The 22,470-nt window shown below is 43.4% G+C and carries 18 protein-coding genes; 3 read left to right on the forward strand and 15 right to left on the reverse strand.

Annotation, left to right across the window (positions count from 1 at the left end; genetic code table 11):
• Position 1: 1 nt before the first annotated feature.
• Positions 2 to 589, reverse strand: a complete 588-nt coding sequence (locus tag OGI71_RS24225; RefSeq protein WP_282252606.1) for a Crp/Fnr family transcriptional regulator — start codon at positions 587 to 589, stop codon at positions 2 to 4.
• 356 nt (positions 590 to 945) lie between these two features.
• On the opposite strand from OGI71_RS24225, the gene OGI71_RS24230 reads away from it, so the two are divergent.
• Positions 946 to 1,485, forward strand: coding sequence for a GNAT family N-acetyltransferase (locus tag OGI71_RS24230; protein WP_282252607.1), 540 nt, complete (start codon positions 946 to 948; stop codon positions 1,483 to 1,485).
• A gap of 21 nt (positions 1,486 to 1,506) precedes the next feature.
• Here OGI71_RS24230 and OGI71_RS24235 read toward each other — a convergent pair whose 3' ends face one another.
• The 7 genes from OGI71_RS24235 to OGI71_RS24265 form a co-directional block, all read right to left on the reverse strand.
• Positions 1,507 to 1,908 carry a DUF1634 domain-containing protein gene (locus tag OGI71_RS24235; RefSeq protein ID WP_282252608.1) on the reverse strand — a complete coding sequence of 134 codons (402 nt, stop codon included), beginning with the start codon at positions 1,906 to 1,908 and terminating at the stop codon, positions 1,507 to 1,509.
• A 144-nt stretch (positions 1,909 to 2,052) separates the two neighbouring features.
• Positions 2,053 to 2,886, reverse strand: coding sequence for a sulfite exporter TauE/SafE family protein (locus tag OGI71_RS24240; protein WP_282252609.1), 834 nt, complete (start codon positions 2,884 to 2,886; stop codon positions 2,053 to 2,055).
• A 189-nt stretch (positions 2,887 to 3,075) separates the two neighbouring features.
• Positions 3,076 to 6,183 (reverse strand): CusA/CzcA family heavy metal efflux RND transporter, encoded by a 3,108-nt coding sequence (locus OGI71_RS24245; RefSeq protein WP_282252610.1) that lies wholly within the window; start codon positions 6,181 to 6,183, stop codon positions 3,076 to 3,078.
• Positions 6,184 to 6,205: 22 nt separating this feature from the next.
• Positions 6,206 to 7,297 carry an efflux RND transporter periplasmic adaptor subunit gene (locus tag OGI71_RS24250; protein WP_282252611.1) on the reverse strand — a complete coding sequence of 364 codons (1,092 nt, stop codon included), beginning with the start codon at positions 7,295 to 7,297 and terminating at the stop codon, positions 6,206 to 6,208.
• A complete protein-coding gene (locus OGI71_RS24255; protein ID WP_282252613.1) occupies positions 7,287 to 8,645 on the reverse strand; it encodes a TolC family protein in 1,359 nt (452 codons plus the stop codon). Before OGI71_RS24255 ends, OGI71_RS24250 begins: the two co-directional genes overlap by 11 nt.
• Positions 8,646 to 8,745: 100 nt before the next feature.
• A complete protein-coding gene (locus OGI71_RS24260; RefSeq protein ID WP_282252615.1) occupies positions 8,746 to 10,143 on the reverse strand; it encodes a HAMP domain-containing sensor histidine kinase in 1,398 nt (465 codons plus the stop codon).
• Complete coding sequence (locus OGI71_RS24265; RefSeq protein ID WP_282252616.1) at positions 10,140 to 10,838, reverse strand: response regulator transcription factor; 699 nt, start codon at positions 10,836 to 10,838, stop codon at positions 10,140 to 10,142. Before OGI71_RS24265 ends, OGI71_RS24260 begins: the two co-directional genes overlap by 4 nt.
• Positions 10,839 to 10,999: 161 nt before the next feature.
• Between OGI71_RS24265 and OGI71_RS24270 the strand changes: the two genes are divergently transcribed.
• The gene (locus tag OGI71_RS24270; RefSeq protein ID WP_282252617.1) at positions 11,000 to 13,513 is read left to right on the forward strand and encodes a phospholipase C, phosphocholine-specific; all 2,514 of its coding nucleotides are present in this window, start codon (positions 11,000 to 11,002) and stop codon (positions 13,511 to 13,513) included.
• A 289-nt stretch (positions 13,514 to 13,802) separates the two neighbouring features.
• Here OGI71_RS24270 and bioD read toward each other — a convergent pair whose 3' ends face one another.
• The 6 genes from bioD to bioB form a co-directional block, all read right to left on the reverse strand.
• Positions 13,803 to 14,435, reverse strand: a complete 633-nt coding sequence (gene bioD / locus OGI71_RS24275; protein ID WP_282252619.1) for a dethiobiotin synthase — start codon at positions 14,433 to 14,435, stop codon at positions 13,803 to 13,805.
• Positions 14,436 to 14,621: 186 nt separating this feature from the next.
• Positions 14,622 to 15,428, reverse strand: a complete 807-nt coding sequence (gene bioC / locus OGI71_RS24280) for a malonyl-ACP O-methyltransferase BioC (protein ID WP_282252620.1) — start codon at positions 15,426 to 15,428, stop codon at positions 14,622 to 14,624.
• A 1-nt stretch (position 15,429) separates the two neighbouring features.
• Positions 15,430 to 16,137, reverse strand: coding sequence for a pimeloyl-ACP methyl esterase BioG family protein (locus tag OGI71_RS24285; protein WP_282252621.1), 708 nt, complete (start codon positions 16,135 to 16,137; stop codon positions 15,430 to 15,432).
• The gene (locus tag OGI71_RS24290) at positions 16,134 to 17,291 is read right to left on the reverse strand and encodes an 8-amino-7-oxononanoate synthase (protein ID WP_282252623.1); all 1,158 of its coding nucleotides are present in this window, start codon (positions 17,289 to 17,291) and stop codon (positions 16,134 to 16,136) included. The genes OGI71_RS24285 and OGI71_RS24290 overlap by 4 nt, the downstream gene beginning before the upstream one ends.
• A gap of 85 nt (positions 17,292 to 17,376) precedes the next feature.
• On the reverse strand, positions 17,377 to 18,663 hold the full coding sequence (gene bioA, locus OGI71_RS24295; protein ID WP_282252624.1) for an adenosylmethionine--8-amino-7-oxononanoate transaminase: 1,287 nt from the start codon (positions 18,661 to 18,663) through the stop codon (positions 17,377 to 17,379).
• Between the two features lie 39 nt (positions 18,664 to 18,702).
• Entirely contained in the window at positions 18,703 to 19,785 is a 1,083-nt protein-coding gene (bioB, locus tag OGI71_RS24300; RefSeq protein ID WP_282252625.1) for a biotin synthase BioB, read from the reverse strand.
• A gap of 142 nt (positions 19,786 to 19,927) precedes the next feature.
• Here bioB and OGI71_RS24305 point away from each other — a divergent pair, with 142 nt between their 5' ends.
• Entirely contained in the window at positions 19,928 to 21,409 is a 1,482-nt protein-coding gene (locus tag OGI71_RS24305) for a PLP-dependent aminotransferase family protein (protein ID WP_282252626.1), read from the forward strand.
• Positions 21,410 to 21,511: 102 nt separating this feature from the next.
• Here the strand turns inward: OGI71_RS24305 and OGI71_RS24310 are convergent, their stop codons facing one another.
• Positions 21,512 to 22,000, reverse strand: coding sequence for a MepB family protein (locus tag OGI71_RS24310; RefSeq protein WP_282252627.1), 489 nt, complete (start codon positions 21,998 to 22,000; stop codon positions 21,512 to 21,514).
• Positions 22,001 to 22,470 lie beyond the last annotated feature (470 nt).

The raw sequence follows: 22,470 nt of genomic DNA on the forward strand, positions 1-22,470 counted from the left end.
GTCAAGAATTTCGATTAGGCTTTAAAATTTGTCTTTTTAAGCGGCTCAAAAACTCCTGCGTCACCCCAAGGTAGGAGGCCAGCTGCATATTGGATATTCTGGGATATATTTTAGGATAGCGCTTGATAAAATCCAGATAGCGTTCCTGAGCCGTAAAACCTATACTGGAGATAATACGGTGCTGGGATGCGATCTGTGCACGCTGGGCCATAATTCTGGAAAGCTTTTCATAAATCGGATGGTCTTCGTAAAGTTTATCCTTATCTGTTTTCGACAGTGTGAGTACAACTGAATCTTCGAGTGCCTGAATATTTTGTAAAGCCGGTTCCTGATAGTTGAAACTGGCAATATCACCCACCCACCAGTCTTCTATGGCAAATTGAAGGATATGTTCTATCCCATCAGCCGTGACATAGAATGACTTAAACAGCCCACTGACAACATAAGCTTCATAATGACAGACTTCACCTGCCCTTAAAAAATATTCCTTCTTCTTGATTTTTTTGACATGATAACGTGATACAATATCATTTAATTCTTCTTCGCTGACATTGATGCGTTGTTTTACAAATTCCTTGAACTGTTCCATTAGGGTGTAAAATACGAAAAATTGCGCTTTATAAAGTAGAATTAGCAGTTAGAAGGATACAATTTTACGAAACTTATACCCAAGTCGAATTTGTATCTCCAGTGGTGATACAATTACAAAATGATGAAAATCAAAAAAACTAGACATCTTTTATCCATTGTATCGTTCGTTGTTCATTGTCGGTAAAGCTGTTATCGATGGTAATATTAAAGATATGTTATCCTAATCTGTCAATTGGACATTTTGGTGTAATATTTGAATAACAGGAAACGTAATTCAACTTAGTTTCATCAATAATTGGTATCTTTTAATGAAATTTAAAATTTTGGTAGAAGTCCAACGTTAAACATGTTCTAATGAAGTTTGTAGCACCGAATAAACTTGAAAATGATAAGGTCGTATTAAAGTTGATAGACCCCAGTGATTTTGATACGCTTTATCAAGTAGCTAAAGATCCATTAATATGGGAGCAGCATCCCAACAAAGACCGCTGGAAAGAGGAGGTTTTTCGGTCTTTTTTTGATGCTGCATTGGAGAGCAAAGCAGCTTATCTTATTTTGGATAAAACGACGGGGGAATGCATTGGAAGCACGCGATATTATGGTTTAAATGAGGTCGAAAAATCTATTTTTGTTGGCTTTACCTTCTATGCAAGGGCTTATTGGGGGGCGGGTATCAATCCTTTGGTCAAAGAAATGATGTTTGACTTTGCCTTTAATTTTGTGGATAAGATCTATTTACACGTAGGTGCCGAAAATTTCCGTTCGCAGAAAGCTGTCGAACGTCTAGGGGCAAGTAAAGTCGCCGAAAAAATGGTGTCTTATGTCAACGAACCCGAACGGAAGAATTTTGAATATGCACTGGAGAAATCGACCTGGCTTAGAGCCAAGAGATAAGGGAGTGAAATCCGAACTGTATTATCCCTTGACTCCGCTCAATATACTGCCTATAATAACCGTTAACACAATCAATGTGATGACGATATAGAGCTTATCTTTTTCGATAACGAAACCAAAAAGGGAGCCGATCACCCGTACAATCGGTGTGCAGATCAAAAGCAAAACCCCGAGTTGTATAATTTGGGGAATATTTTTGTTGAATGCTCCCACGATAATACCGCTAATAGTTGTATTGGATTTGCCCTCACCGACGAAATCTTTATAGTTGGGTACTGCATCCTGTCCGTGGACGATCAAATACCAGATCCCACCGATCACTAACACGGAGGAGGCCAGGATAACACCTGTCCGTAAAATCTGTCCGACCAAAAGTGAGATGTCCTTATCGCTCCAATAGTTTTTTGAAAATACCTGTTTCATCTGCAAATAATTATTTATTAAATGTCTATTGCCAAGGGCATAAACGAGCGTATTAATTTTTCTGTACAATTGAGCTTACATTGTTCAAAACTGATATTCGACTGTGTGATACTGGCGAATATCAAATGTGTAAAGCTTATTCGCCTAAAATTTATGTTGAAATCCATTAAAAATCATTTCCAGTGCGACCAATGTGATGGCGACGGCAAAAATAATACGTAGGGTCTTGGGATTCATTCTTTTCAAAAGCTTTGAACCCGTAATAGCACCACAAAGTACACCCAGAATGACTGGAAAGGCAATCCCCGGATCCATATAGCCCCGTTGTAGATAGACCACAGCTGAGGCTGCGGCTGTCACTCCGATCATAAAATTACTCGTGGTGGTACTGACTTTAAAGGGAATTTTCATCATGCTATCCATGGCGAGTACTTTCAGGGAGCCCGAACCGATACCCAACAAACCTGATAGAATACCTGCGGCACCCATCAATGAAAATCCACCGACCACATTGGTCAATTTATAGGAAACAAGTTTGCCATCCAATGGATAAGTACTGTTCAATTTTAGCTTTTCGGCTAAAGCTGAACCGCCGGAAAAGGCATGTTCATTTTTCTTGCGCACGGTCATTGCGGCTGAAAAGATCAGTACCACACCAAAGATAATAGCAATCGTATTGGTAGGCATATAGATTGCAATAACGGCACCGATGACAGCACCGATTGTGGTCGCAATTTCCAAAAACATGCCGAGCCGGATATTGGTAATCCCTTCTTTGACATAGGCTGTAGCAGCCCCCGATGAGGTGGCAATGGAAGCCAGCAATGCGGCCCCAATGGCATAACGGATATCGACATGAAATAAAAGGGTCAGCAATGGAATGACGACGACCCCTCCTCCCAAGCCTGTCAGCGATCCTAAGAGTCCCGCAACAAAAGCACCCAAAAGGAGGATGAGTGTAAAGGTGAGAATAGTCATATATTTTGTTTATTGATCCAGTATGGAATAATACCAACTGGACGATAATTTGTTGTAAAATTAAGGGCTTTTTGTTGTTTTTGAAACTTTATGCCCTGAATAGATACAAATGTTACACCAACATGTATCTCGAAAAGAAATACTGCCTTACACCTCACGGTGTAAGCAGTATCGATAACCGTTAACGGTCTAAACCCCGACTCTTCGTTGTACTTTTTCAGTCCGATTGAAGATATCATAGATGATTGGGAACACGAGCAAAGTCAAGATGGTGGCGGATATCAGTCCACCGATAATGACGATCGCTAGCGGTTTTTGCGATTCCGAACCTATACCCGTAGAGAGTGCGGCTGGCAACAATCCAATTGAAGCCATTAATGCCGTCATGACCACAGGCCGGGTACGTGATTTGACCCCTTTGTAAATAGATTGATCGTTGGGCAGGCCATCTTTTTTGTTCTGATGGAATTCGGAAATCAGGATAACACCATTTTGGATACATATCCCGAATAAAGCAATCATGCCCACACCCGCGGAGATCCCGAAATTCATGCCGGTCACATGCAGCGCAATAATTCCGCCGATCAGTGCAAAAGGAACGTTGGCTAGAACGAGCAAAGAATCTTTGATATTGCCGAATAAGATAAACAATAAGAAGAAGATCAAAACCAAGCTGATCGGCACCACCTGCGCCAGGCGATGTGTCGCCCGTTGCTGATTCTCGAACTGACCGGTCCAGCCGATAGAATAACCATCGGGTAATTTGATCTTGCTGACTTTCTGCTGTGCTTCGGCAATGGTACTCCCCAGGTCACGATCCCGGATGGAAAATTTAATACCGATATAGCGTTTGATATTATCCCGATAAATAAAGGCTGCACCATTGTCCTTTTCTATTGTTGCGATACTTTTTAGGGGGATCAAGGTACCATCACCACAGGGAACCATCAGCTGAGCAATATCTTTTTCTGTCTTCCGGTATTCTGGTGCATAACGCAGGCGAATGTTAAACTTGCGCTCCCCATCGTATAATACTGAAGCAGTCTTTCCTCCAAAAGCCATTTCCAATACCGCCTGGGCATCGGCCGGTAGCACATTAAATGCCGCCATGCGTGTTCTGTCCAGGATAACACTGACCTCCGGCTGACCAATATTCAGGATAATACCGGGCTCCTTGATCCCTTGTATATCCTTGATCTGTGCAAAGACCTCTTTCGATAGGCGGTCCAGTGTAGCGAGGTTGTCACCAAAGATCTTAATCCCATTCTCGGCCTTAAATCCTGCGACAGCTTCCGCGACATTGTCCGAAATGGGCTGTGAATAGTTGTAGGTGATGCCCTGATACTGCTTGAGCTTATGATCCATTTCTTCGATCAGTTGATCCATGTTAATCTTTCGTGTCCATTCTTCCTTAGGTTTCAGTGCTACAGCAAATTGCACAAAACCGAAACCATTTGGATCTGTTCCATCGTTGCTCCGTCCGGTTTGCGATAATACACCTGTTACTTCTGGAAAGGATTCCAATGTCGTTTTTAATACTTTGGTCGTTTTGATGGATTCCTTTAGGGAAGTACTCATCGGCATTTCGGCGGTCACCCAAAGTGAACCCTCATTCAATGTAGGCAGGAACTCAGTTCCTAGAAATTTAGCAGAAAATAGCACCGTGCCCAGTATGACCAGTGATACAATTAAACTCAGACGTTTATTTCTAAAGGTAAAACCAAAACTTTTGGCTACGATTCTGTTCCAAAACTCCACAAAGGGATTACGCCGTTCTTTGACATTTTTGTTTAACAGGATATGGGATAGTGCCGGCACCAGGGTCAGTGTAAATAACAGTGCACCTAATAGGGCAAAACCGAGGGTAAATGCGAGAGGAGAGAACATCTTGCCTTCCACCTTTTGGAAGGAAAATATAGGGATCAAGGAGGTGATGATAATTAGTTTGGAGAAGAAAATGGCTTTTCCCAACCCGGTACCGGTCTGTTTGATCCATCCTGCCTTGGCCATTTTGTTGAATTTTTCCATCCCCAGTTTATGGGCCTTATGATCCAACATCACAAATATACCCTCGACCATGACTACGGCACCATCGATAATAATTCCGAAATCCACAGCCCCCAAAGAGAGCAGATTGGCGCTCATACCCGCCAGTTTAAGACATAGAAATGCGAATAACAAGGCAAGCGGAATGACGATGGAAACGATTACTGTCGTCCGCCAGTCGGCCATAAAAAGCAATACCATCAGGGTGACCAGTACAATACCCTCGATCAAATTGTGCATGACCGTGTGGGTTGTGAAATCCATCAGGTTGTCGCGGTCATAGAAGGTTTGCATTTTGACGTCCTTGGGCAATATCTTGTCGTTGAGTTCCGCAATTTTTGCTTTTACGGCAGTCAGTACCTCCCTGGGGTTTTCTCCTTTACGCATCACCACCGTACCGGCAACAACATCATCGCTTTTGCCAAAACCGGCTTGCCCTACCCGGGGCATGGAACTTTCTTTGACCTCCGCTACATTTTTGACGAATACAGGGTTTCCACGTTCGTTGATCACCGTAATGTTTTCGATGTCATTGATGGAGTTGACCAAACCGATACCACGTACGACATAGGACTGTCCACTTTTTTCAATTACATCACCACCGACATTGAGGTTACTCTTGCTGACTGCATCGTAAACCTGTAGGGGCGTAAGATTATATTTGTCCAATTTGATGGGATCGGTACTGATCTCATAAACGAGATCCTGGCCACCGAACACATTGATGTCGGCAACCCCTGGAACACCTCTCAATGCCCGGTCAATAACCCAAGTTTGTAATGTCAATAGATCCCTGGAATTTCGTTGGTCGCTATGCAAGGTATACCGGAATATTTCTCCTGTCGGACCGTATGGCGGTTGCACCTCAGGGTCTATATCTTCAGGGAGACTGACCGAACGCAGCAAGTTGTTGACCTGATTGCGCGCAAAAGTATCATCTACCCCGTCATCAAAGATGATTTTGACAATGGAAAGCCCAAACATGGTCGTACTGCGGATACTGGTTCTCTTCTGAACGGGACTCATGCCCAATTCAATAGGAGTGGTCACAAAGCGTTCTACCTCTTCAGCACTTCGGCCATTCCATTGGGTGATGATGGTAATCTGTGTATTGGTTACATCTGGAAATGCCTCAATAGGCATACTTTTGAAACTAATAAAGCCAGCAATAGCCAAAATACCAACCCAAATAAAGGTGAACGCTTTATTTTTTATGGAAAAGGCAATGATATTTTTAATGAATTTGTTCATTCTCGTAAAAAGCTAACACGGGTTAATTATTCAATGCTCTATAGATCAAAAGCTTGTTGTTGACAATCACTTGCTCTCCCTCCTGCAACCCAGTACTAACATAGGTGGTTTCTACATTTTGTTTCATGGGTTGGATCTCGTGGATCTTGATGTCATTCTGTGATTTGTAGATTAACACGAAATACTTGTTCTGATCAAAAATGACCGCATCCGAAGGGATGGCCAGTGCCTGTGTATTGGAGTGATGGAGTAGCTTGATCGTGGCTTTACTATCCGGAATAAGTAGGCCATCTTTGTTATCCAGGACGACGCGCGCCTGCATGGCGTTGGTTTGTGGATCAATGATTTTAAAGATTTTGTCGATACTTCCCTCGAATTTTTTGTCGGGATAGCTCAATGTGGAGACAACGGCAGGCATGCCCATGCTAATCTTTTCGATATCCGTTTCATTGACATTGAGTATTGCCCAGACGTCTTTGGTGTTGGCGACATCAAAGATATTGTCGCTGCGGTCACTACGCAATTGCATATCTTTATTGATGTTTTTTTGGACGATATATCCGTCAATAGGGGATACAACGGAGTAAATATTACCCATACGAACATTGTAAATCTGACTGACGGCCTCTGAACGGCGCAGTTGCTCCTTGGCTTTGGTCAATTGCCCTTTAGCCTCAAGCATATCTTTGTCAGTACTCAATTTACCGTTATACATATCCTCTGCAACACGGTAATTCTTTTCGGCAAGCAGCACATCCGTTTTCGCATCGGATAGATCTTTTTGTATGCCCGCAACCTCTGTACTTCTGATTGTTGCGAGTACCTGACCTTTATGTACATAATCACCCAAGGATACATTGACGGATACAACATTCCCTCCAACGAGTGGAAAGATGTCAATGTAATTGTTCTGATCGGCTGATATCTTACCGAAGAAATTTAGTTCCTCCGTTACATTTTCTTTTTTTACCGTGGCAAAACTTGTCGATTTGAGCATCGTTTCGCTGATTTCAAAACCTTTGACAATCGCTGAATTGTCGGTTTTTTTATGATTCTGGCAGGCGTATAAGCATACGATGGCCACAGTGCTTAGGAGAAGTTGTTTAGTTGACATGGCTTGAATTGAATATAGGGGTTTGCGCCAAGTAGTTAAGCTGCTCGGCATTGAGGATAATTTCTTTTTTCATATCATAAAGTTTGAGGATAGATATCCGATAACTATCCATAAAATCGGTGAACTCAACTAGCGAGATATTTCCTTTTCTGAAATTGCTGAACACACCATCGTAGACTACAGCAATATTGTGTAGGTCGTCAGCCGTAATAGTGAAATATTGGTTGTATTGATTTTCCCAAGACTGATAGTTGGAACGGATCTGCGATTCCAATAGCTGTCGCTGTACTTCGATATTCTTTTTGGCTTCTTCTTCGGCATATTTGGCCTTGATGATATTTCCCTTGTTTTGTTTCCATAGTGGAAGTGGAATCGCTGCTTTGAGATTCAGTTCATTGTGAAATGTTCCTCCGTTTTGGCTGTATTCTATGCCTAGATTGATATCGGGTGTATTCAGGGATTTTTGCCATTTGGTAAAAAGCTGTGAGCTTTCGGCAGTTTTTAACGCAAATTGATAGTCGGCATTATTTTCAAGTGCGAGGTCAAACATCTTGTCCATGCTCATTGTAGGTCTGATTGCCAATTCCCGATCTGCCTCCGTATCCGATAGATTGGGGAGCACATCTTCCTGATTGGAGAGCAGTACCCTTAATTGTTGTTGCATACCGATAATTGTATTGGTGGCACTCGTTTTTTCGTTGGTGAGATCGATGGCCATGGTTTGCAGACGAACTTGGTCCCGAAGTGAAACGTTTCCCTTTTTGCCTTCTTCCTTATAGGCTGTCAACAGGCTGTTGAGGTAATCCAATTGCACATTGATGTCTGCCAGTTTATGCTGTTCGAAATAAAGAGAATAGAATGTTGTCCTTAGTTGTGCCCGTAGACTGGCCAGCAACTGGCTGAATTGAAGTTTTGAAAGCTCGACATTTGATTTGGCAAACTCAACCTCATTTTTCTTTTTTCCACCTAGATAAAGCAATTGGGATACGCTGGCATCTTTTGATCCCCCCACATGGAATGCCTTTTTATTTTGTGGATCATAAGCATTGACGGCGACTTCCAATTGCGGAAGCTCCCAGATTTTGGCCTGAATGACATCTGCTTCGGCCTGACTGATATCATATTGTTGCGCCAATAAGGAGAGGTTGTTTTTTCGGAAGGCTTCTTCACATTCAAGAAGCGTCATTTTCCGGCCAGAAGACTGCTGTATTGTTTTGCCAGTTGTATTTTCAGAACGGGCAGTTGTATTTTCCGAATGCATAGCATCGTAGGTTATCGCAGGTTGCTGTTGCGCGAATGCAACGGAATTTAAAAACAGCAAAAATAGCAAGGATTTCTTTGTCATCATGATCGAATCTTATGCAACAAAGAACGCGGGCACAGATTAAAAGTCCCTTAATAAATACTTAAAAAAAGCTTAAAATGTGATCTTTCTTTACCTCAGCTGCCTATTGGAGGGGTAGGAAATCGCTGTTTTCGGTGGTTGACTTAGGGAATCGGAGTGTAAATGTATGAGCCGGCTGCTGTGTATTGGCTTTGTATTCGACGCTGGCCTGATGTGAATCCATAATGCGTTTGACGATCCGCAGCCCTAAGCCCGATCCGGTGGTTTCTGAGGCATTCTCGCCACGGCTGAACGCATCGAAAATACGCTTTTGATCAGTGGTGCTCAGCGCAGCTCCATGATTGGTTACCAATACTTTCAGTTGCGTCGGAGATTCATGGATAACAACACTTACTTCAGGGTGATAGGAATACAGCGCTGCATTTTTGAATAGATTGACAAAAGCGATTTCAATCAACTGCGCCGAACAAACGAGGGTCAATTTAGGATCTGCGATGCCTTTAATAGAAAAATCAAGCTGCAGATCAGGGAAGGCTTTTGCGACCTTTTCGTATGCCGTAAAAATGATCTCGTCAATCCGTTCTTCCTGATAAGTGGTTTGGAGTGTGGCCGAATCAAATTTTGAAAGGAGCATTAGCGAGCTTGTGACTTCAGAAAGATGCTGTGTTTCTTTTGCGATATTGTCAAGTACGTGGCTGACATCTTCATCAAGCTGTTGTTGATGCCGGAGGTTTTCCAATTGGAATGACATTCTGGCCAGTGGTGTGCGCAGCTCATGGGAAGCACTCGAGTTAAATTCTTTTTGGGATTCAAAAGCACTGGACAGCCGTTTCAGCATAGTATTGAATGCTTGGGTTAATACCGCGATCTCATCCGTATTTCCGGCATATTTAACCGGGTTGGTCAACTTACTGGCATTGATTTGGGTGATGTCTTTTTTGAGTCTATCCAAAGGATGTAATAAACGAAGAATAAGATTGTAGCTAAAGATCCAGATTAGCAAAGTGCTCAGTAAGAATAAGATCGTTAAGACGATGGCCAGGTGATCTAGTTTCTCGTTCCCAGAATAATCCTGGGCTTTAACCAAAAGGTAGTAAGTCTGTTTGTTGATCAGGTAGTATTTGCCCAATATTTCATATTGGTCCTGTTTGTAGAAGATTCGTTTTTCATTGTCCAGACGATTAATAATCGCCTGATTCCAGGTAATTGTTTTGTCTTTTACCGTGCTGAAAATAAGTTTTTTATGCTTGTCCAGAATAATGACATCCTCATAAAAGAGTCCATCTTCAATATCCTGAAAATAAGTTTTGTACGATTCGCGGTCAAAAGAAGGGGTATTTGCGATATAATGTGAAATATAATCCAGTTTATCGATCAGACGCTGGCGGAATTGATCATTTCTGAAATCAACGCTGGCATAATAGATAATGAGCATCGCGATTCCGAATAGGATGGAGAACGCAATACTAAAACTGATCGCTATTTTCTTTTTTAAAGTCATTTATCCGCAGCGAGGTAATAGCCAAATCCAGGTCTGGTGTGGATAAGCTTATTTTCAAAATTCTTATCAATTTTTTTACGTAAAAAATTGATGTAAACTTCGATGGTATTTTGTGTTGTCTGAAATTGATTCTGCCATACTTCTTCGGAAATATGCTGTTTGGATAAGGTACGTCCATTGGCCTGTGCCAATATCAACAGCAACTGAAATTCCTTTTGCGTCAGGTTGATTTCTTCATTTGACCGCAGTACCCTGGCCTCTTCAGGATAAATAATCAGATCATCGATGACCAATGTCTTGGGGCTATTGCTCTCATTGTGCTGATGTCGGCGAAGAAGTGAATTGATGCGCATCAACAACTCATCCAACACAAAAGGCTTGACTAAATAATCATCTGCGGCACGGAGAAAAGCTTCCTTTTTGTCGTCGATGTCATCATAGGCGGAGAGAATGATAATCGGGGTAAGCGCATCATGACTTCGTATTTTCTTGCAGATTTCTAAACCGTTTATCTTGGGAACATTGATGTCTAGCAGGTAAAAGCCGTATTTTTTTTGATGCGTCCGTGCCAAAAATTCAATGCCATCAAAGGCCTGGTCACAAGAGAAGTCCTGACTTAGTAAAAAGGATTTGATTTCAGTAGAAAGAACCCTGTCATCTTCGAGTAGCAAAATGTCCACCATAAATGTATGCATTGTCGTTTTGTAAATGTAAGCAAATTTTGCAAACCTCATCAATGGGACCCTTTTGGGCTGTTCTTTTGGTGGAAATAATTTAGTAACACAAGATTTACACGAAGAAATGTGAAACAAAAAGAAATCTAAGTAGATTCAAATCGAAATTATAGATAAACATTATGGAAAGCAGAAGAGAATTTCTTCGAAAAACCTTGTTATTTTCTGGAGCTGCTGGTATTGCTAGTTTTATGCCGGCCTCCATTCAAAAAGCCTTTGCAATAGATCCGGTGCCGGGAAGCAGTTTTCTGGATGCAGAACATATCGTGATCCTGATGCAGGAAAATCGTTCCTTTGATCATACGTTGGGGAGTCTTTCCGGTGTACGTGGTTTCAATGATCCACGTGCGGTGCGGTTACCCAACGACCTGCCGGTATGGTATCAGACAGATAAGGCGGGGAAGGTATTTGCTCCTTTTCGGCTAAATCTCAAAGAGAGCAAGGTGACTTGGATGGGCTCACTTCCCCATAGCAGAGCGAGTCAGGTGGACGCCTATAACCAGGGGAAATACGACCAATGGTTGACCGCGAAGCAATCGGGTAACAAGCAATATGCGGCGATGCCGCTGACCTTGGGTTATTTCACACGTGAAGATTTGCCTTTCCACTATGCGCTGGCGGATGCTTTTACCGTATGTGATCAGAATTTCTGCTCGGGCATGACCAGCACAACTCCCAATCGTTCTTTCTTTTGGACCGGTAAGATCACCGAAATAAAAGATGGATTGCAGAAGGTCAATATTCGTAACGATGATTTTGGCTATGGCAAAATGACCTGGGAAACCTTTCCGGAGTTGTTGGAAAAGAATAATATAGACTGGCGTTTTTATCAAAATGAAACAAGCTGTGGTGGAGGCCTATCGGGTGAAGAGCGCGCTTGGTTGTCCAATTTTGGCTGTAATCTATTGGAATTTTTTCAGGCCTATCAGGTCAAATTTAAAGATACCTATGTCAGCAACCTCGCAACACAGGTACGTGATCTGCCGGGACAGATTTCCAAGCTCGAAGAGCGTTCGCCGGAATCCGAGGAGCAGGCCGAGAAAATTCGTGTTGACATCCGTAAGAAAAGTGAAGCCCTTGAGCGGGCTGAAGCTGAATTGAAAGCGTTCAATGCCGACAATTATAATCAACTGTCTGATCTTACGAAATCTTTACATCAACGCGCCTTTACGATCAATAAAGGGGATAATAATTACCGTAAGCTGGAGACATTGCAATTTAAGGAACAGGGTAAAAAGCGGACTTTGGAAGTACCTAAAGGGGATGTGCTGGATCAGTTTCGAAAAGATGTCGACGGCGGTAAATTACCCGCGGTATCCTGGCTGGCGGGTCCCAAAAATTTCTCGGATCATCCTAGCGCCCCTTGGTATGGGGCCTGGTATGTGTCGGAAGTATTGGATATCCTGACCAAAAATCCGGAGGTCTGGAAAAAGACCATTTTTATCATCACTTACGATGAGAATGATGGCTATTACGACCATGTGAAACCTTTTCTCGTACCGGATCTGATGCGGAAAGATACAGGGGCCTGTTCGGCGGGAATTGATAGCGAAGTGGAAATGGTACGTCTGGACAATGAGCTCAAACAGGGGATTCCAAAGAAACAGGCCCGTGAGGGAGCGGTTGGGTTGGGATTCCGTGTGCCGATGTATATCGCATCGCCTTGGTCAAGGGGAGGAAAAGTCTGCTCCCAAGTGTTTGACCATACGTCGACTTTACAGTTCCTGGAATACTTCTTTAACCATAAATACAACAAAAATATTCATCTGGATCATATCAGTGCCTGGCGGAGGACGATCTGCGGTAATCTGACAGCAGCTTTCACACCTTTTGTCCAAGCGCAGGAGCAGCTCCCTTTTCTAGATCGAAACCAATATATCGAAACCATATACAATGCTCAATTCAAGGATAATCCGGGCGGGTTTATTGAAATTACTGACCTGAATCAGGCTAAGCAGCAGGTTTGGACCTCGAAATTCAATCGTGTTCAGGAAAAAGGAACCCGTAAATCACCAGCCTTGCCCTATGGACATGATGCCGTTGGCTATGTGCAGAATGGTCAATTTAACCTGAATATGCAGGTGGATACAGCCATATTTGGTGAAAAAACGAATGGAGTGCCTTTCAATGTCTATAGTCCACTTGCCTATACAGACGAAGAGGGCCAAATCGAAACCTATCGAAACTGGAATTTTGCGGTAAAGGCGGGAGATCGTCTCAACTATCAATGGGATCTACAGAAATTTGAAGGACAGCAATATGCCTTTGAGCTGCATGGACCAAATGGTTTCTACCGAAAGTTTGCCGGACAAAAAAATGCGGCAACGTTGTTGGCCGCGGTGTCTCCAGAACTTAAATCACTGACCAAAGCACCAACAGGTAAACTGCAACTCACACTCAAAAATCTGGATGCAAAGACTGTTCAGGTGGAGGTGAAAAGTTTGAATTATCAGCATTATACAGCGACAAAGGAAATTGGAGCTGGTAAAGAACTTATCCTGACCTTAGATATTGCCGCGCAGGGCAATTGGTACGATCTTGTCATCAAGGGACTGGGCAATGCTAATTTTGAACTACAGCTTGCGGGACGATTGGAGACTGGAGTGGAAACCACGACTGATCCTTTATTGGCCTAGTGTTTTGCAAGCAAGGCTGTCTGTATTAGCAGTCTGACTGTGACAGTGGGTTCGAGCTTTTACTGAAGGATTTAGGCAATACAGTAATTTGACTGGTGCAGCTTAACTAGCGTTATTTGAAACTGCAATTAGACGTTCTTCCCATTGCAGCTATTTCGCTTACAATGAGAAGAACGCACTAGTTTGGATCTATTGTGAGCTGAAATAAGGTCGGAGGTTCACTTACTAAACTTGATTTAGTGACCTACACACAATAGGCACCTAAAGATCATGATTTGCCTAAACGCGTTTATAGGGTGATAAATTTGGTCTCGGGAAAATGCTTTTGAATGTAAATGCGGAGATAACGCTGTGTTTCTGTACTGATGGTGCTGTCTTCAAGTACGGGGAACGTGTTGTAAATTACCGTATGTAGATTGATCCCGCGTGCGGCAATGGCTTCCATGCTTAATAGGGTATGATTGATACTGCCCAATTTGCCGGAGGTTACAAAAAGCAAAGGATAACCCATTTCTTTGATATAATCTATGATCAGGTAATCCTCGGTGAGTGGCACCATAAGGCCACCGGCACCTTCTACCAATACAGCATCATAGCGCTGGCTTAACTCGGCTGTTGCCTGCCTGATTTTTTCGAAGTCTATTTCACGTTTATCTATTTGTGCCGCCAGGTGCGGTGATGCGGGGTAGCTGAAAATTTCAGGCATGGTTGTTTTCTCCTGGTCATCTTGGGTGAAAGGGATGTCCATCAGTTCACGGTGTAAGATAATATCTTCGGAAATAGCTGCATTTCCGGTTTGTACCAGTTTCTGAGTTATTGTACGTATACCTTTTGCATTCCATTGCTTTGCAATAAGACCAGTCGCGTAACTTTTGCCTATTCCGGTATCTATGCCAGATACAAAATAAATGTTGTTTTTCATTTCTATGTTTTTTTGCTGCTTATTCGATTGCCAATTCAGTGCGATGTGCTGTTGAGATTTTCCAAAGATCTGTCTCCGTTGTGGTGTTTCGGCAATTTTATGCTTATTAGTTTGTGACCTTAGGTTTGCTTTGCGTTAGAGGAGGCGTACAAGTGCACTTCCCGATTTGTGTTCTTGTTTAGTTATTCATTTTTTCTTTGCAATGATATAGATGGGGTGATAGGTTAACGGAACCTGTGTGCCAACGGCATAGCGATCTATATATTCGGTACAATAGGCCTGAAGTTTGCTTTTTGTCCAGCGATGATTTTTTATACCTGTCACCCCAGTTTTTTTCAGGTGGGTGAGCACCTGTAAAGGGCTTTCAAAGGTTAAACTCAAGAGTTCTTCTTCGACCAGGAGAATTTCATAGTCCAATGCCAACAGTTCCGCTACCAGTGCCGATTGGGTAGGATAGGTTAAGCCGACTCCTGTTGTGCTGCTAATCTCGCGCATATTTTCTTCGCCAAATGTGCTGAATGCTAGGATACCATTTGCATGAAGTGCGGTATGGCAGCGCGCAAAGAAGGTGCTAGGGTCTTCAAACCATTGAATAGTGGAACAGGAGGTAATGAGATCCAGTCCGTCAGGTAAGTTACAGGTTTCGGCATCGGCGCTGATAAAGCTGTAATGTTGCGGATCATGCAGCGCCGAACTATACGCTGTCAAGGACTGCTGCGACAAGACAATACTCTTCACACTTTTGATCATTTCTGGACAGATATCGTTGAAGATCGTATGCTTCGGAGAAAGGTACTGGAGCAACAAACGGGAAAAAAGTCCGGTTCCACAGCCTATTTCGAGCAGCCTATCTGGTCTGATGAGAAAAATATTCCTGAGCAGGTTAATCATTTTTTCGGCAATTTGACCCTGCACAACCGCCGCTACGTGGTAACTCTGTGCGGCTTTCGAAAAGCGGGATTTGATCCGTTGTTTGTCTATGATGTTAAGCATTTTAGATCTCCTGCAAAAGCTGTTTAAATAATTTTTCGGGATAGTGGGCTGTATCGACAAATTTATGTGGGGTGTGTGCCCATGCCCGTTGTTGGTTTTCCAGACTAAAAATGCGGTCATCCTTTCCGATATAGGCCTCATCCCATTGAAAAGCTGTTGTTGATTGTACTGTCACCTGCTCTTCAATTGCAGTTAGTTCTTTTTGAAGACTCGCTATGTCCCGCCTGGGGGCTTTAGCAAGAAAATGGTTTAATATCTCTCTTGAGCCGCACATCCGTAGTCTGAATTTATCAAGCGTTTTTTCGCTTAACGTGTTCAAGGTGGCCCTGAATACCTGGACTGGAATTCCTCTGCTGTCATCAATCGGAAATGGCGTGCCATTGATTGCTGTACAGGTACCGATCGGATAATGCTGCATCTGCAGTTTCGGTAATACCTGTGAGGCTGCCCATACGCCCATGGACCAAGCGAAAACCTGGATTTCTTCGTAGCCCCTTAGGAGGTTTTCGTCCAGTGTTAAGGAAGAATAGTCGTAGGCGACAATCAGATCCTGTCCGGATCGGGCATAACCCGAAAACAGATGCTCATCCATTCCCCATCCCGCAAAGAATAAAACAAGTTTTTTGTTGGATGGTATCGGATTATTCAGTGGTACCGAATTATTGGGGTTAGCGGCATGACATGCGGGCGTAATTTTTTTGAATATCATAGGCTTGCTACAAGTTGATGAATCAGGGATGTTGGGATCCCTGCTGTTAATGAAATACGTATTCTCGAAGTTCCTTCCGGTACAGTAGGTGGACGGATCGGAAGGACATAAAATCCTTTTCGCTGCAGGTCTTCTGCTTTCAGTACTGCCGCGTTACTATCGCCTATTATAAGGGGTAGAATATGGCTTTGTGAGCAGCATTCGTAACCCTTTGCGATGATCTGTTGTTTGAGCCACGCACTGTTTTCGCGCAATTGCTGACGTCGATCTGAAAAACTGTCCAAGCGTTCCAGAATAAATAAACTCCAGCGGAGGTTGATCGGCGGGAGTGCAGTTGTGAATAGCAATGTCCGCATTTTATTGATCAAGTAATCGCGGATCGGCTGTCGACAGACGAGGTAGCCGCCTAGGGATGCCAGTGCTTTTCCAAAAGTACCTGTTAGAAAATCAATAGCAGTAATGCATCCCTGCTCTTCTGCGCAACCAAGTCCTCTTTCGCCACGTACGCCCACCGCATGGGCCTCATCCACATACAACATGACATTGGAATAACGGCGTTTGAGACGAACCAGGTAACGGAGGTCTGTACAATCCCCATCCATGCTGAAAATGCTTTCAGTGACGATAATGACGCGTTCAAAACGGGACGCGTGTTTTGCCAGTAATTCTTCCAGATGGGCATAGTCGGCATGTCGATACCGGAAATGCTGTGCTGCTGAAAGCCGGATGCCATCAATCAGACTGGCGTGCACCCATTTATCGGCCAGGATGAGGGTACGCCCATGACAGATGGCTGGAAGTATACCTGTGTTCATGTGATAACCACTGTTAAAGACCAGGGCACTTTCGGTACCGAACATGTAGCTTAGCTGGTTTTCCAGTTGCGTGTACAATAGATGATTTCCAGTTAAGAGACGTGAAGACGAAGCGCTGAAAAGCGCGTTATCGCTGTTGACCGATTGTAAAAATTCTTCACGCAATGTCAGGTCCGTAGCCAGATCCAGATAATCATTTGAGGAGAGGTTATAGCCTTTTTTCTCTTTGTATTGGATGCGGTTTCCTTGCTGGGTAATCAGGGGGAGTGTTCTGCTATTTCCTTGTTTTTCGAGTTTGTGAAGCTCATCCACAAAACTGTCGAGTAAATTGTTTTCCATTAGTAGATCTTTTTAACGACCTTGAGTAGAGCTCGTTCTAACCTTCTGATTTCAGCCACAAAGCTATGGTGTAGACTGCTCCCCATTAATTGATTTCTTTGATGACCTTGAGTAGAGCCTGTGTCAGTTTGTTTAACTCTTCAGTACCAATGATAAAAGGTGGCATGATATAAACCAATTTGCCAAAAGGTCTGATCCATACACCTTCTTCAACAAATCGTTTTTGTATACTGGCCATGGATACTGGATTCTTCATCTCGATGACAGCAATGGCTCCCAAAATCCGGACATCTTCTACCTGCGGGTAGTCTTTTGCTGGGGCAAGTGCTTGTGTCAGTTGCTCTTCAATAGATTTTACCTTTGCTTTCCAGTCCGTTGACAATAATAATTTGATCGAGGCAAGCGCTACGGCACAGGCCAGCGGGTTTGCCATAAAAGTCGGGCCGTGCATAAACATACCTGGGCTGCCATTGGAAATCGTTTCTGCGACAGCAGTGGAAGTGATTACTGCAGATAAGGTCATGTATCCGCCTGTTAAGGCCTTACCAAGGCATAGAATATCTGGCGCTACATCCGCATGTTCACAGGCGAAAAGCTTACCTGTGCGGCCGAATCCAGTAGCGATTTCGTCAGAAATCAGTAAGATGTTATTCTCCTTACAGAGTTGTGCCGCCTGACGAAGGTATTCGGGATGATAAAAGCGCATTCCTCCGGCTCCCTGAACGATAGGTTCAAGGATCAGACCCGCCAATTCGTCCTGATGTGTTCTGATAAGTGCGGCCAGTGGAGCAATGTCGTTGGGATCCCATTCTTCATCAAACCCAATTTGAGGGGCCGCTGCGAAGTAACGAAGGGGGAGGGTATTGCCGAAAATACGGTGCATACCGGTCACAGGATCGCATACAGACATGGCATTCCAAGTGTCACCGTGGTATCCCGAACGAACGGTAACAAAGTTGGTCTTGTTGACCTTCTTTTGTGCCACCCAGTATTGTACAGCCATTTTGAGTGCCACTTCCACTGCAACGGAACCGGAATCGGCATAAAATATTTTGTTGAGTGAAGGCGGTGTGATTTCAAGGAGCATTTTGCCAAGAGCAATTGCCGGTTCGTGTGTCAAACCACCAAACATCACATGCGACATCTTGTCGAGCTGCTCCTTTACCGCAGCATTTAATACAGGATGGTTATACCCATGGATGGTACACCACCAGGACGACATGCCGTCGATCAGCTGCTGCCCATTTTCCAGTTCAATCATACAACCGTCCGCCCGCGTCACTTTGTAGGCTGGCAGCGGGTCGCTGATGCTGGTATAGGGGTGCCATAGGTGCTGTCTGTCGAAATCGTCGATCGTATGCTGCGCTGTCATAATGTTATTTTTTTCAATCCCTGATTTTCTGTCCCTGATCTATTTTCCCTGCTGCTGTTTGTCCAGATTGCGTTGAATTTTGTGGTCAGGTCGCGACCATTGTGGTTTTTCACCCAGTGCCTGGTATTGACTATCCTCCATTGCGATGGTTTCAGGTTGGCTTTTTTTCTCAAAAGGCTGTTGGGGTATCAGCCCCAACGTTTTGAAAAGCTCCATATCCTCATTTATAGCTGGGTTGGGCGTTGTCAGTAGCTTATCGCCTGCAAAAATGGAATTTGCGCCAGCAAAAAAGCATAATGCTTGTCCCTCGCGACTCATATTGCTGCGACCCGCTGATAAGCGAACTTGTGTTTGTGGTAATAAAATTCGCGCGGTGGCAACCATGCGCACCATTTCCCAGATGGATACTGTTTCCATCGCTTCCATCGGGGTGCCTGCGACCGGAACCAGTGCATTGATCGGTACCGACTCAGGTTGTGGAATGAGCGAAGCGAGTGTAATCAGCATATCCGCCCGGTTGGCTATGCTTTCCCCCATACCAATAATACCGCCACTGCATACCGTGATATTTGTCTTACGTACATTTTCGATGGTCTGCAAGCGGTCATCGTAACTTCTGGTTGAGATAATTTCTTCATAATATTCAGCTGAGGAGTCCAGGTTGTGATTATAGGCATAGAGACCTGCCTCGGATAATCGGAGTGCTTGATTTTCGGTCAGCATACCCAAGGTGCAGCAGACTTCCATATCGAGTCTGTTCAGTGTACGGACCATATCCAATACTTGGTCAAACTCTGGTCCGTCTTTGACATTGCGCCAGGCGGCACCCATGCATATCCGTGAACTGCCGCCAGCCTTGGCTGCCAAAGCCTGCGCTTTTACCTGTTCTACACTCATCAGTCGTTCGGCCTTAACGTCAGTATGATAGCGTGCTGCTTGCGGACAGTAGGCGCAATCTTCGGGACATCCACCAGTTTTTATGGAAATCAAGGTAGATACCTGTACTTTATTGGGATCATGATAAGTACGGTGAACTGTAGCCGCTTCGTACAACAGTTCCATGATCGGTTTGTTATATAAGGCAACAACTTCTGCCTGTGTCCAATTCTTTTCTGTGCTCATATTCTTTGTGTTTGATCGTTTGGAAATCAGGTCTCTATCACAGAAAATGCGGTAGATGTCAAATTTCCATGCGCCTGTTTTTTCAGTTGAATTGCAAAGATTACAGTTTAAACCCTAACTTTGGTAGTCCGAAATAAACATAATGAGTAGTCCGGTTAGTATAGGTTTTCATTCGATTATCAAGATAGACCGCCGCAAGGAGGATGCTGTTTATATACAGATCGTCTATCAATTTATCAATGCTGTCAAGCGCAACCTGCTGGAGGATGGAGACCTTCTTCCTGGAAGCCGAAAGATCGCGACGGAATTGAAAGTGCACCGAAAAACAGTGGTCGCCGCGCTAGCGGAACTACAGGAGCAAGGCTGGGTGGAGATTCTACCAAATAGGGGTACCTTTGTGAAAAATCCCGAACGTGTGACTACTGTGGTTTCGGCAATCGAAGCTTTTCGGCAACCACCGGATCGGGCTCCGTATCATTTTAGAAAGGAATTGATCCTGGATACGCCAGTATTTGAAATTCTGGAAAAGTATTATTTTACGGATGGTAGCCCAGACTACCGTATTATCGAGACGGAAGAGCTGGTACGTTTTTATGCCTCAATGGTAAAACGGAAAAAGAAGAGTGATGAATTTCCGGCTACGACTGATGGAAATCTATTTTTTAGGGATCAATTGAGCTATTATCTCAATTTGACACGTGGTTTCCATCTCTCCCGGAACTTTCTATTGCCCATTGCCAGCCGTGAGCAGATCTTTTCTATTTTATCACGCTTATTGATTCAACAAGGGGATATTGTACTGGTCGAAAATCTAAGCTATTTTTTGCCGAACATGATCTTTAGCCAAGCCGGAGCCAAACTGAAAACGGTTCCTGTAGATGCGATGGGAATGGATATTGATTATATCGCAGATCATTTTGCGCCTGGTGAGATCAGGTGTGTTTACATCAATACAAAATGCCAATATCCTACTACAGTAAGCCTTTCTGAAAAAAGGAAAATACAGCTGTTACAACTGGCCGAACAGTATAATTTTATTGTGATCGAAGATGATGTTGATTTTGAGTCTTCGCTGGTCAAAGACAAGGGGGAATCTCTTTTTCGTAAAAATGCGGGGAATAGGGTGATCTATACAGGGACATTTGGTCGTTTTTTGGATCCTGGTTTTCAGATGAATTTTTTGATTGCTCCTCAAGATCTCCTGGAGGAGGGAAAAAAATACCTAAATCTCTTTGGTAAGCCCAATTTTATGATCGAAAAAACATTGGGTGAAATTATCCATCAGGGCGATATTTTTCGGTATCAGCGGAAGTTTCACAAAATAGTTGCTGAACGGAAAGATTTATTTGCGCAATTGCTGCATACCAATTTTGAAAACAAGATCACATTTGATGTTCCAGTTTCAGGGTTAGCTTTTTGGGTCCGATTCAATTTCAGCTTTTCACTGACCATCTTACAGGAAAAAGCAAAAGAAAAGGGAGTGTTACTGCCGAGTAACTGCCTTTACCAGAATAGAACTGTGACAGCCTTGCGCTTGGGTTTTGCTCATTTCGATGAGAAAGATATGTGTGATGCAGTCCGTTTGTTGCATGAAGCCTATCAAGAGACTGTCGGTGCTAAGTAGTGCTATGACAGCCTTGCGCTTGGGTTTTGCCGATCTCGAAGAGAAAGATAGGTGTGATCCGTCTGCAGCCTATGATCTTTTAGGATATGGTCGGAATTGTGGTCAACTAATCTGCAGGATAGTTGTCAATTTTTCCTTTATCTCCTGAGAGGGAATCCTAAGGTCAATAAAGTACTGTCCCTGCCAACTTTTGCTTTGTGCTGCCTGCTTGCTTTCTGTGATACTCCAGTCTGGATATACACGAAACCCACGTTTGCCCTCCTTTTGCGCTGTTGTTAAGATTTGTCTGTCGATCAGAACCTGTTTTGGGAAAACAAAGAAACCAGCATGTGGTTCCTGTTCCGCAGCAATAATGTAATAGTCAATAGCATCATCGGCTGTAAATGCTGTCGTTTGACCCCGAGCGTCACGTTTCCAGAGGGTGACGAATTGTCCGACCTTTGTGGGCGTTATTTTGGCTTTTCGAAATTTGATATTTCGCTCATCAAGTTGAAAATTAAAGCCGAAATAGCCAGCACATTCTAGATCATCAGTCAGGTTCGTTATACTTTTGGATAGGATCTCTCCCAGTTGTTTTAGTTCTTTAATCATATATGCTAATACTTTTTCTCTTTTTTTGAATTTATGGTTGTCACGAAACGCCTAACAAGACTATATCCTAGCGGCTATTTTGGTACTGGCTAGTAGTTTCTATTTTGTGTCAGCGTTGTAGATTAACTGTACGACACCTGATTTGAAAGCCCTGCTTTCCATAAGTTTTAAATGCAATCGTTCAGATAGATTTTCGAATAGTGGTTTTCCCTTACCCAAACCCTATAATAATTTGTCGTGCGGATTTTGGGCAGGAGTGGTGAATTATGGGGGATCCCTGTGTTTTTAAGGATGCCCAAATATAGTTAAATTAAAAAATATAGACAAAAGAAAAGAAAAAGCCCGGAGAGGAATCAACCGGGCTTAGAGATTATATAAGGGGAATAATACTTGCAAAAAAAAGTGAAGACTTAGTCTTCATCGGTGATAATGTCATCACCATCTAACTCGAAACCTTCACCAAGGAAGGT

The organism is Sphingobacterium sp. ML3W (genome assembly GCF_029542085.1).
Classification (GTDB): domain Bacteria; phylum Bacteroidota; class Bacteroidia; order Sphingobacteriales; family Sphingobacteriaceae; genus Sphingobacterium.

Excerpts from the sequence above, each read along its gene's own strand:
- bioC (WP_282252620.1), bottom strand. The coding sequence starts at position 15,428 with ATGCTTAACATCATAGACAAACAACGGATCAAATCCCGCTTTTCGAAA.
- OGI71_RS24305 (WP_282252626.1), top strand. The coding sequence starts at position 19,928 with ATGAGTAGTCCGGTTAGTATAGGTTTTCATTCGATTATCAAGATAGAC.
- bioD (WP_282252619.1), bottom strand. The coding sequence starts at position 14,435 with ATGAAAAACAACATTTATTTTGTATCTGGCATAGATACCGGAATAGGC.
- OGI71_RS24235 (WP_282252608.1), bottom strand. The coding sequence starts at position 1,908 with ATGAAACAGGTATTTTCAAAAAACTATTGGAGCGATAAGGACATCTCA.
- OGI71_RS24285 (WP_282252621.1), bottom strand. The coding sequence starts at position 16,137 with ATGATATTCAAAAAAATTACGCCCGCATGTCATGCCGCTAACCCCAAT.
- OGI71_RS24260 (WP_282252615.1), bottom strand. The coding sequence starts at position 10,143 with ATGACTTTAAAAAAGAAAATAGCGATCAGTTTTAGTATTGCGTTCTCC.
- OGI71_RS24225 (WP_282252606.1), bottom strand. The coding sequence starts at position 589 with ATGGAACAGTTCAAGGAATTTGTAAAACAACGCATCAATGTCAGCGAA.
- OGI71_RS24230 (WP_282252607.1), top strand. The coding sequence starts at position 946 with ATGAAGTTTGTAGCACCGAATAAACTTGAAAATGATAAGGTCGTATTA.
- OGI71_RS24270 (WP_282252617.1), top strand. The coding sequence starts at position 11,000 with ATGGAAAGCAGAAGAGAATTTCTTCGAAAAACCTTGTTATTTTCTGGA.
- OGI71_RS24310 (WP_282252627.1), bottom strand. The coding sequence starts at position 22,000 with ATGATTAAAGAACTAAAACAACTGGGAGAGATCCTATCCAAAAGTATA.
- OGI71_RS24250 (WP_282252611.1), bottom strand. The coding sequence starts at position 7,297 with ATGTCAACTAAACAACTTCTCCTAAGCACTGTGGCCATCGTATGCTTA.
- OGI71_RS24240 (WP_282252609.1), bottom strand. The coding sequence starts at position 2,886 with ATGACTATTCTCACCTTTACACTCATCCTCCTTTTGGGTGCTTTTGTT.
- OGI71_RS24245 (WP_282252610.1), bottom strand. The coding sequence starts at position 6,183 with ATGAACAAATTCATTAAAAATATCATTGCCTTTTCCATAAAAAATAAA.
- OGI71_RS24290 (WP_282252623.1), bottom strand. The coding sequence starts at position 17,291 with ATGGAAAACAATTTACTCGACAGTTTTGTGGATGAGCTTCACAAACTC.
- bioB (WP_282252625.1), bottom strand. The coding sequence starts at position 19,785 with ATGAGCACAGAAAAGAATTGGACACAGGCAGAAGTTGTTGCCTTATAT.
- OGI71_RS24255 (WP_282252613.1), bottom strand. The coding sequence starts at position 8,645 with ATGATGACAAAGAAATCCTTGCTATTTTTGCTGTTTTTAAATTCCGTT.
- OGI71_RS24265 (WP_282252616.1), bottom strand. The coding sequence starts at position 10,838 with ATGCATACATTTATGGTGGACATTTTGCTACTCGAAGATGACAGGGTT.
- bioA (WP_282252624.1), bottom strand. The coding sequence starts at position 18,663 with ATGACAGCGCAGCATACGATCGACGATTTCGACAGACAGCACCTATGG.